This window comes from Pseudomonas sp. KK4 (genome assembly GCF_001984065.1).
Classification (GTDB): Bacteria; Pseudomonadota; Gammaproteobacteria; order Pseudomonadales; family Pseudomonadaceae; genus Aquipseudomonas.
Genome location: NZ_LYVP01000174.1, coordinates 1 through 8,290 on the forward strand (window position 1 = coordinate 1; position 8,290 = coordinate 8,290).

Genomic DNA, 8,290 nt, shown 5'->3' on the forward strand with positions numbered 1-8,290 from the left:
CAGCGTCATCGTTGACCACCATCGCGAGCAAGCTCGCTCCTACAGGGGAATGGGGATGTTCGGCCATCACCACTGGCGCGAGAGAGCCCTCGCTACGGAACGTTTGACCGCGGCACGCGTATCCAGCTGTTCTACGTAATGTTCCAGAATCGGTACCACTCTTTTTCTGCGTTTGTTGTCGCGTGCGCCTACCCAAAACCAATAGGCGATTGGCAGCAGCCAGCCGACGCTGCCGTTACCGAACGACAGAGTCATCAACCCCGCCGGGATCGACAGGATGATCGCAATCAGCCAGGACACTTTCAGAGGCTTGACCAGCTTGTCGAAGAGCTCATCAGCCGATTTCAGGACGAAACCGCGTGCGAGGTCATGATTGCGCAGGTAGGCCGCCCACATGCCATCCCTATCCGGACTTCCTGCATAGATCACAGATACTTCCTGACCTTTGCGCAGCTGGAAATCTTCGAAGCGATACGTCAGGCACCGCTCTTCGCCCTCCGTGGTTTTTATCCAGACCTGATCCTCACCCGAAGCGCCCCCGATCACTACACCGTGCTCGATGTCGAACTGGATCGTGATATCGCCATGGACGAAGTCCGGACTTTGGCTATTGAGCACGGGGTTTTCCGTTTCGAGTTTTATCGCTGTGGTTGAAGGTGTGCATGTTCAATCCTTGATGAGTCCACGTCGGTCGATGTGGCGGAAGAAAGGCCCCTCTGCGGCGGATGCTACTAAGGTGCCACCACCCTGTCCAGAATCCGCTACAACCTCCCTGACAAGTCGAAAGCGATACAGAAAAATATACGACACGTTATTTTGTGTTTGATATTAATTTCTGTATCGCTTATAAAGTTCTCCATGCCCTCGAATAGCTTCAAGGCCGGAGACCCCCAATGTACGCACAGCTAGTAGAAACAGGCGTAAAGCGCATAAAAGACCTGTCGGAGATGTCCGATCAGGAACGCGCCTTCCAGGAAAAAATCGATTCAGAAATCAAGATCGAAGCCAAGAACTGGATGCCAGATGCCTACCGCCAGACCCTGATCCGGCAGATTTCCCAGCACGCCCACTCCGAGATCGTTGGCATGCTGCCGGAAGGCAATTGGGTCACCCGTGCGCCCACGCTCAAACGCAAGCTGCAGTTGATGGCCAAGATCCAGGACGAGGCCGGTCACGGTCTGTACCTGTACAGCGCCATGGAAACTCTGGGCGCCGACCGCGATGAAGAGATCGCCAAGCTGCACAGCGGCAAGGCCAAGTATTCGAGCATCTTCAATTACCCGACCCTGAACTGGGCCGACATGGGCGCGGTGGGCTGGCTGGTGGACGGTGCGGCGATCGTCAATCAGGTGGTGCTGCAGCGCACCTCCTACGGCCCCTACTCCCGGGCCATGGTGCGCATTTGCAAGGAAGAGAGCTTCCACCAGCGCCAGGGCTACGAAATCCTGCTGACCATGATGCGTCACGGTACCCAGGCGCAAAAAGACATGGTCCAGGACGCGATCAATCGTCTGTGGTGGCCGTCGCTGATGATGTTCGGCCCAAGCGACGAACACTCGCCCAACAGCGCCCAGTCCATGGCCTGGAAGATCAAGCGCCAGAGCAACGACGAACTGCGCCAGCGCTTCATCGACCAGACCATCCCGCAGTTGGAACTGCTGGGCTGCACCTGCCCCGACCCGGACCTGAAGTGGAATGAAGAACGCGGCCACTACGATTTCGGTGAGATCCAGTGGAACGAATTCTACGAAGTGCTCAAGGGCAACGGCCCGTGCAACACCGAACGCGTCGCCACCCGCCGCAAGGCGATCGAAGACGGTGCCTGGGTGCGCGAAGCCGCCGTCGCCCACGCCCGCAAAAAACACAACAAGAACGCCGCCTAAGACAACCGTACCCCTGTAGGAGCGAGCTCGCTCGCGATGGTCGTCAACGTTAACGCTGGCTACCTGACACCCCGCGCTGCTCGCGGGTACATCGCGAGCAAGCTCGCTCCTGCAGAGCCTCAATGTGGAGTAGATGTCATGTCCGAATGGACCCTTTTCGAAGTCTTCGTGCGCAGCAAGCACGGCCTCAACCACAAGCATGTGGGCAGCGTGCATGCCGCCGACACCACCATGGCCATCGAAAACGCGCGCGAGCTCTACACCCGTCGCAGCGAAGGCGTGAGCCTGTGGGTGGTGCCCTCGGCGCTGATCACCGCCTCGTCGCCGGATGAAAAAGACCCGCTGTTCGACCCCTCGGACGACAAGGTCTATCGCCATGCCAGCTTCTACGAGCTGCCGGCCGAAGTCGGGCACATGTGAGGTCGACCATGAACAACAAGACCGATCTGATCGAATACCTGCTGCGCCTGGGCGACAGCGCCCTGATCCAGGGCCAGCGCCTGTGCCAGTGGTGCGGCAAGGCCCCGGCCCTGGAAGAAGAGTTGGCGCTGATGAACGTCGGCCTCGACCTGGTGGGCCAGGCCCGCAACTGGCTGGACTACGCCGCCGAACTGCTGGACGACGGCCGCGATGCCGACGACCTGGCGTTCCGCCGCGACGAGCGCGCCTATCGCAATCTGCTGCTGGTGGAACAACCCAACGGCGACTACGCAGTGACCATTCTCAAACAATTCCTGTACGACGCCTGGCACCTGCAAGTGCTCAATGGCCTGAGCCAGTCCAGCGATGAACGCATCGCCGGGATCGCCGCCAAAGCGGTCAAGGAAGTCACCTATCACCTGCGCCGCTCCGGCGAGTGGGTCGAGCGCCTGGGCGACGGCACCGAGGAAAGCCACAAGCGCATGCTCGCGGCCATCCCGGAAGTCTGGCGCTTCACCGTCGAACTGATCGCCGCCGACGACAGCGAACAGCGCCTGTGCGAAGCCGGCATCACCCCGGCCATCGCCACCGTCGCCGCGGCGTGGCAAGCCAAGGTCGAAGCGATTTTCGCCAGCGCCACCCTGCCCGTTCCGGCCGCGCCGAGCTACTTCTACCTCAACGCGCGCAAGGGCCTGCACACCGAACACCTGGGCATTCTGCTGGCCGAAATGCAGTTCCTGCCACGAGCGTACCCCGATGCAACCTGGTGAGCTGATCGCCAGCGACCTCGGCGCCCGCCCGGCACAACCGTCGGACTTGGCCGCCGCCTGGGCGATCCTGTCCGAAGTCATGGACCCGGAAGTGCCGGTGGTCAGCGTGGTGGACCTTGGCATCGTCCGCGATCTGGACTGGCAGGCCGGTCACTTGCACGTGGTGGTCACGCCGACCTACTCCGGCTGCCCCGCCACTGAAGTGATCGAGGGTGATATCCGCGACGCACTGGAGCAGGCCGGGTTCCGCGCACCGAACCTGGAGCGCCGGCTGACCCCGGCCTGGACCACCGACTGGATCAGCGACAGCGGCCGTGAGCGCCTGCGCGCCTACGGCATCGCACCGCCCGAAGGCAGCACCAGCAAACGCAGCCTGCTCGGTGAAAGCCCGCTGATCCTCTGCCCGCAGTGCGGCAGCGCCCACACCGAGGTGCTCAGCGAGTTCGGATCCACCGCGTGCAAGGCGCTGTATCGCTGCGTCGATTGCCGGGAACCGTTCGATTATTTCAAGTGCATCTGAGCGGCGATCGGCCGTCCCAGCTGGAGAACAACAATGAGTAAATTCCACAGCCTGACCATCAAGGACGTGCGCGCCGAGACCCGTGACGCGGTGTCCATCGCCTTCGACATTCCGCAGGAACTGCAGGACAGTTTCCACTTCACCCAGGGCCAGCACCTGGTGATGCGCACCTTGATGGACGGCGAAGAAGTGCGCCGTTCGTATTCGATCTGCACCGGGGTCAACGACGGTGAACTGCGCATCGCGGTCAAGCGTGTCGCCGGTGGGCGCTTCTCTGCGTTCGCCAACGAACAGCTCAAGGCCGGACACGCCCTGGAAGTGATGCCGCCGGCCGGGCATTTCAGTGTGGACCTGGACCCGGCTCGCCATGGCAATTACCTGGCCGTGGCTGCGGGCAGCGGCATCACGCCGATCCTGTCGATCATCAAGACCACCCTGGAAACCGAGCCCCACAGCCGCGTCACCCTGCTGTACGGCAACCGTTCCAGCTCCGGCGCACTGTTTCGAGAACAGCTGGAAGACCTGAAGAACCGCTACCTGCAACGCCTGAATCTGATCTTTGTGTTCAGCCGCGAGCAGCAGGATGTGGACCTGTACAACGGCCGCATCAACGCCGAAAAATGCGAGCAACTGTTCAGCCGCTGGCTCGATGTGAAGGCCCTCGATGCGGCCTTCATCTGCGGCCCGCAAGAAATGACCGAAACCGTGCGCGACAGCCTCAAGGCCAAGGGCATGGCGCCTGAGCGCATTCACTTCGAATTGTTCGCCGCCGCCGGCAGCCAGCAGAAGCGCCAGGCCCGCGAGGCCGCCCGCCAGGTGGACGCCGCCGTCAGCCAGATCACCGTCATCAGCGATGGCCGCGCCCTGGCCTTCGACCTGACGCGCAACAGCCAGAGCATCCTCGACGCCGGCAACGCCCAGGGCGCCGAACTGCCCTACTCATGCAAGGCCGGCGTGTGCTCGACCTGCAAGTGCAAGGTCATCGAAGGCGAAGTGGAAATGGACAGCAACCACGCGCTGGAAGACTACGAAGTGGCGGCCGGTTACGTGCTGTCGTGCCAGGCCTTCCCGATCAGCGACAAGGTGGTGCTGGATTTCGACCAGCTCTGAACCTCCTTTGCGCCATGAAACACCCTGCCCCTGTGGGAGCGGGCTTGCTCGCGAAGAGGCCATCAGATTCAGCATCGATGTCGCCTGACACTGCGCTTTCGCGAGCAAGCCCGCTCCCACAGGGATCTGCGGCACCCCACTATTTTGATTCCAGGAGCCAACATGTCCCAAGCCCCTACCCTGCAAAGCTTCATCGCCGGCCGCTGGATCGGCCAGCACGGCGCACAAACCCTGCGCAGCGCCATCGACGGCCATGAAATCTTCCGCACCCACGAAGAGCGCCCGGACTTCGCCGAAGCCATCGAGCACGGTCGTCGTCAGGGCGTCAGCAGCCTGATGGCCCTGGACTTCCAGCAGCGCGCCCAGCGCCTCAAGGCCCTGGCCCTGTACCTGAGCGAACGCAAGGAACAGCTCTACGCAATCTCCCACCACAGCGGCGCCACCCGTGCCGACAGCTGGATCGACATCGAGGGCGGCAACAGCACGCTGTTCACCTACGCCAGCCTCGGCGCACGTGAGCTGCCATCGGGCAACGTGGTTCACGAAGGCCCGGCGCTGCAACTGAGCAAACTGGGCAGCTTCGCCGGCACCCACATCCTGGTGCCCCGTGGTGGCGTGGCCGTGCACATCAACGCGTTCAACTTCCCGATCTGGGGCATGTTGGAAAAGTTCGCGCCGAGCTTCCTCGCCGGCATGCCGTGCATCGTCAAACCGGCCAGCGCCACCAGCTACCTGACTGAAGCCGTGGTGCGCCTGATGGACGAGTCCGGTCTGTTGCCGACGGGCAGCCTGCAACTGATCATCGGCGGCACCGGCGACCTGCTCGACCGCCTGCAAGGCCAGGACGTGGTGACCTTCACCGGCTCCGCCGACACCGCGGCCAAGCTGCGGGTCAACCCGAACCTGATCCGCAACTCGGTGCCGTTCACCGCCGAGGCCGACTCGCTGAACTGCGCGATCCTCGCCCCGGACGTGACCCCGGACGACGAAGAATTCGAGCTGTTCATCAAGGAAGTCGCCCGGGAAATGACCACCAAGGCCGGGCAGAAATGCACCGCCATCCGCCGCGCCATCGTCCCGGCCAAACACATCGATGCGGTGGCCACGCGCCTGCGCGATCGCCTGGCCAAAGTGGTGGTCGGCGACCCATCGGTGGAAGGCGTGCGCATGGGCGCACTGGCGTCCCACGATCAGCAGAAGGACGTGGCCGAGCGTCTGGAAAACCTGTTGCAGAGCAGCGACCTGCTGTTCGGTGCCCGTGACGGTTTCGAGCCGCGCGGCGAGCACGTCGACAAGGGCGCATTCTTCGCCCCAACCTTGCTGCAAGCTCGGGATCCGCACGCTGAAGGCGGCGCCCACGACATCGAAGCCTTCGGCCCGGTCAGCACCCTGATGGCCTACGACGACCTCGACGAAGCCCTGGCCCTGGCCGCGCGCGGCAAAGGCAGCCTGGTGGCGAGCCTGGTGACCAAGGATCCACAGATCGCCGCCAAAGCCGTTCCGGTGGCAGCGGCCTTGCACGGCCGTCTGCTGGTCCTGGACCGTCACTGCGCCGGCGAATCCACCGGCCACGGCTCGCCGCTGCCGCAACTCAAGCACGGCGGCCCGGGTCGTGCCGGCGGCGGCGAAGAACTCGGCGGCCTGCGTGCGGTGAAACACTACTTGCAACGCGCCGCCGTACAAGGCTCGCCGACCATGCTGGCAGCGGTCACCGGCGAATACGTGCGCGGCGCCAAGGTCATCGAAACCGACGTGCACCCGTTCCGTCGCTACTTCCAGGACCTGCAGATCGGCGAGTCGCTGCTGACCCACCGCCGCACCGTCACCGAAGCCGACCTTGTGAACTTCGGCTGCCTGTCGGGCGACCACTTCTACATGCACTTCGACGACATCGCCGCCAAGGAATCGCAATTCGGCAAACGCATCGCCCACGGTTACTTCGTCCTGTCGGCCGCAGCCGGCCTGTTCGTCTCCCCTGGCGTCGGCCCGGTCCTGGCCAACTACGGCCTCGACACCCTGCGCTTCATCAACCCGGTGGGCATCGGCGACACCATCCAGGCCCGCCTGACCTGCAAACGCAAAATCGACCAGGGCAAGAAGAGCCCGCAAAGCATTCCGCAAGGCGTGGTGGCGTGGGATGTGGAAGTCACCAACCAATTGGGAGAGCTGGTGGCCAGTTATGACATCTTGACGTTGGTGGTGAAGCGCGAGGATTGATCCGGGCTTTGCGGTGATCACCGATCAAAAAGGTGGGAGCGGGCTTGCTCGCGAAGGCGGTGTGTCTGACAACGATGATGTCGACGGGCACGGCGCATTCGCGAGCAAGCCCGCTCCCACAGTTTTTTTGGCGGATTAAATGATCCCCAGCCCCACACATATCGCGGAAAAATCACCGACAATCCAAGAAAAGTCTGACTTCCGCTCCGTATCCATTTGGATACAGTTGCACAATGAATTATCTTGTCCAGCAAACAGCGATTTTCTCCGCATGGCATTCCTCAATCCGTGATGTGCGGGCAAGGATTGCCATAGCCCGTCGCATTGAACGTGCCGGCGCGGGAAATTTGGGCGATATCAAACCAGTAGGTAATGGCGTTTCCGAAATGCGCGTGGATGTTGGCGCCGGATACCGGATTTACTTCACGATGCGTAAGACTGTCGTCATCGTCTTGCTTGCCGGGGGTGACAAGTCATCACAGAACGCTGATATCCAACGTGCAAAAAAAATGGCAAAGGAGGTTTAACCATGAGCCAGACTTTGACGGCCTTTGACATGGCAAGTCTGCTCGACAGCGATGAGGCCATCAGCGAATACCTGTCCCAGGTGCTGGCGGAGGGGGACAATGAAGAGTTTCTACGTGCCGTGGGATACGTGGTTAAGGCCCGTGGCATGACACAGGTCGCCAGAGATTCGGGAATGGGTCGCGAGAGTCTGTACAAGGCCTTTGCCCCTGGCGCAAAACCACGTTTCCACACGGTTCTGAAAGTGATTCATGCGCTGGGTATCGATCTCTATGCGCAGCCAGGGCATGTTATCCATCAGCCGAATTCTTGAATCAATCCAGGCCGCCATCACAAGCAGGCTTGCTTCTACTTGAGGTTGGAGTGAGCCAAGTGTCAATTGGCGTAGGACATTTCTGTTTTTCCTAGCCCTGGGTAATGCCCGTGGTTCCTCACTCACAGCCCTTCGCCCTGTTTTTCAGGCACTCCTTGCTCAGGTCCTACACCGTTTCCGGGCAGGGTCTTCGGAGATTTCCTTCGAATTGTGGCGAACGGCGTGAACTGGTTTGAAAGGTGCTCGATCGATAGGCTTTGGTGGTCACTGAAATTCAGTGGTGGGGTGTAGGAACCTCAAGAGTCTGAGATGCACTATGGCGTCATTGCCTGGTTTGCGGCCGCTCAACTGCGTCCGTAAGATCAGCTGCGGCGGCCATGTACGGGCACGCTTCGGCGTGGTCGAGAGGTGCTCTCAGATCTCGATTTCCTACCCCGTACATGGCTGCCACCCTGCCCGTAGGAAAGGCTTTTGGCAGCTCCATCTCCTTTTGAGAGCTGAAACCATGAAAACCATCCACCCCGATCCCCCC

The 8,290-nt window shown here is 61.5% G+C and carries 10 protein-coding genes; 8 read left to right on the forward strand and 2 right to left on the reverse strand.

Features of this window, described 5'->3' with window-relative positions; all coding sequences use genetic code 11:
* Nucleotides 1-66: 66 nt before the first annotated feature.
* The gene (locus tag B0W55_RS27720) at nucleotides 67-618 is read right to left on the reverse strand and encodes a hypothetical protein (RefSeq protein ID WP_077049097.1); all 552 of its coding nucleotides are present in this window, start codon (nucleotides 616-618) and stop codon (nucleotides 67-69) included.
* Between the two features lie 275 nt (nucleotides 619-893).
* On the opposite strand from B0W55_RS27720, the gene paaA reads away from it, so the two are divergent.
* The 8 genes from paaA (at nucleotide 894) to B0W55_RS27760 (ending at nucleotide 7,758) form a co-directional block, all read left to right on the forward strand.
* Complete coding sequence (paaA, locus tag B0W55_RS27725; RefSeq protein WP_077049098.1) at nucleotides 894-1,883, forward strand: 1,2-phenylacetyl-CoA epoxidase subunit PaaA; 990 nt, start codon at nucleotides 894-896, stop codon at nucleotides 1,881-1,883.
* Between the two features lie 138 nt (nucleotides 1,884-2,021).
* A complete protein-coding gene (gene paaB, locus B0W55_RS27730) occupies nucleotides 2,022-2,303 on the forward strand; it encodes a 1,2-phenylacetyl-CoA epoxidase subunit PaaB (RefSeq protein ID WP_007943393.1) in 282 nt (93 codons plus the stop codon).
* A gap of 8 nt (nucleotides 2,304-2,311) precedes the next feature.
* The gene (gene paaC / locus B0W55_RS27735; RefSeq protein WP_077049099.1) at nucleotides 2,312-3,073 is read left to right on the forward strand and encodes a 1,2-phenylacetyl-CoA epoxidase subunit PaaC; all 762 of its coding nucleotides are present in this window, start codon (nucleotides 2,312-2,314) and stop codon (nucleotides 3,071-3,073) included.
* Nucleotides 3,060-3,593 (forward strand): 1,2-phenylacetyl-CoA epoxidase subunit PaaD, encoded by a 534-nt coding sequence (gene paaD / locus B0W55_RS27740; protein WP_077049100.1) that lies wholly within the window; start codon nucleotides 3,060-3,062, stop codon nucleotides 3,591-3,593. The genes paaC and paaD overlap by 14 nt, the downstream gene beginning before the upstream one ends.
* A gap of 33 nt (nucleotides 3,594-3,626) precedes the next feature.
* Complete coding sequence (gene paaE, locus B0W55_RS27745) at nucleotides 3,627-4,703, forward strand: 1,2-phenylacetyl-CoA epoxidase subunit PaaE (protein ID WP_077049101.1); 1,077 nt, start codon at nucleotides 3,627-3,629, stop codon at nucleotides 4,701-4,703.
* Between the two features lie 162 nt (nucleotides 4,704-4,865).
* Nucleotides 4,866-6,920: a phenylacetic acid degradation bifunctional protein PaaZ gene (gene paaZ / locus B0W55_RS27750; RefSeq protein WP_077049102.1), complete on the forward strand. Its 2,055-nt coding sequence runs from the start codon at nucleotides 4,866-4,868 to the stop codon at nucleotides 6,918-6,920.
* 233 nt (nucleotides 6,921-7,153) lie between these two features.
* On the forward strand, nucleotides 7,154-7,447 hold the full coding sequence (locus tag B0W55_RS27755) for a type II toxin-antitoxin system RelE/ParE family toxin (RefSeq protein ID WP_077049103.1): 294 nt from the start codon (nucleotides 7,154-7,156) through the stop codon (nucleotides 7,445-7,447).
* Nucleotides 7,448-7,449: 2 nt separating this feature from the next.
* A complete protein-coding gene (locus B0W55_RS27760) occupies nucleotides 7,450-7,758 on the forward strand; it encodes an addiction module antidote protein (protein ID WP_077049104.1) in 309 nt (102 codons plus the stop codon).
* A 322-nt stretch (nucleotides 7,759-8,080) separates the two neighbouring features.
* Here the strand turns inward: B0W55_RS27760 and B0W55_RS30995 are convergent.
* Nucleotides 8,081-8,290, reverse strand: a 210-nt coding sequence (locus B0W55_RS30995; RefSeq protein ID WP_218189777.1) for a hypothetical protein, incomplete at its 5' end; no start/stop codon positions are given.

What these genes read in the sequence shown, in the direction of transcription:
- paaA (WP_077049098.1), top strand. Translation starts at nt 894, where the DNA reads ATGTACGCACAGCTAGTAGAAACAGGCGTAAAGCGCATAAAAGACCTG.
- paaB (WP_007943393.1), top strand. Translation starts at nt 2,022, where the DNA reads ATGTCCGAATGGACCCTTTTCGAAGTCTTCGTGCGCAGCAAGCACGGC.
- paaC (WP_077049099.1), top strand. Translation starts at nt 2,312, where the DNA reads ATGAACAACAAGACCGATCTGATCGAATACCTGCTGCGCCTGGGCGAC.
- paaD (WP_077049100.1), top strand. Translation starts at nt 3,060, where the DNA reads ATGCAACCTGGTGAGCTGATCGCCAGCGACCTCGGCGCCCGCCCGGCA.
- paaE (WP_077049101.1), top strand. Translation starts at nt 3,627, where the DNA reads ATGAGTAAATTCCACAGCCTGACCATCAAGGACGTGCGCGCCGAGACC.
- paaZ (WP_077049102.1), top strand. Translation starts at nt 4,866, where the DNA reads ATGTCCCAAGCCCCTACCCTGCAAAGCTTCATCGCCGGCCGCTGGATC.
- B0W55_RS27755 (WP_077049103.1), top strand. Translation starts at nt 7,154, where the DNA reads ATGAATTATCTTGTCCAGCAAACAGCGATTTTCTCCGCATGGCATTCC.
- B0W55_RS27760 (WP_077049104.1), top strand. Translation starts at nt 7,450, where the DNA reads ATGAGCCAGACTTTGACGGCCTTTGACATGGCAAGTCTGCTCGACAGC.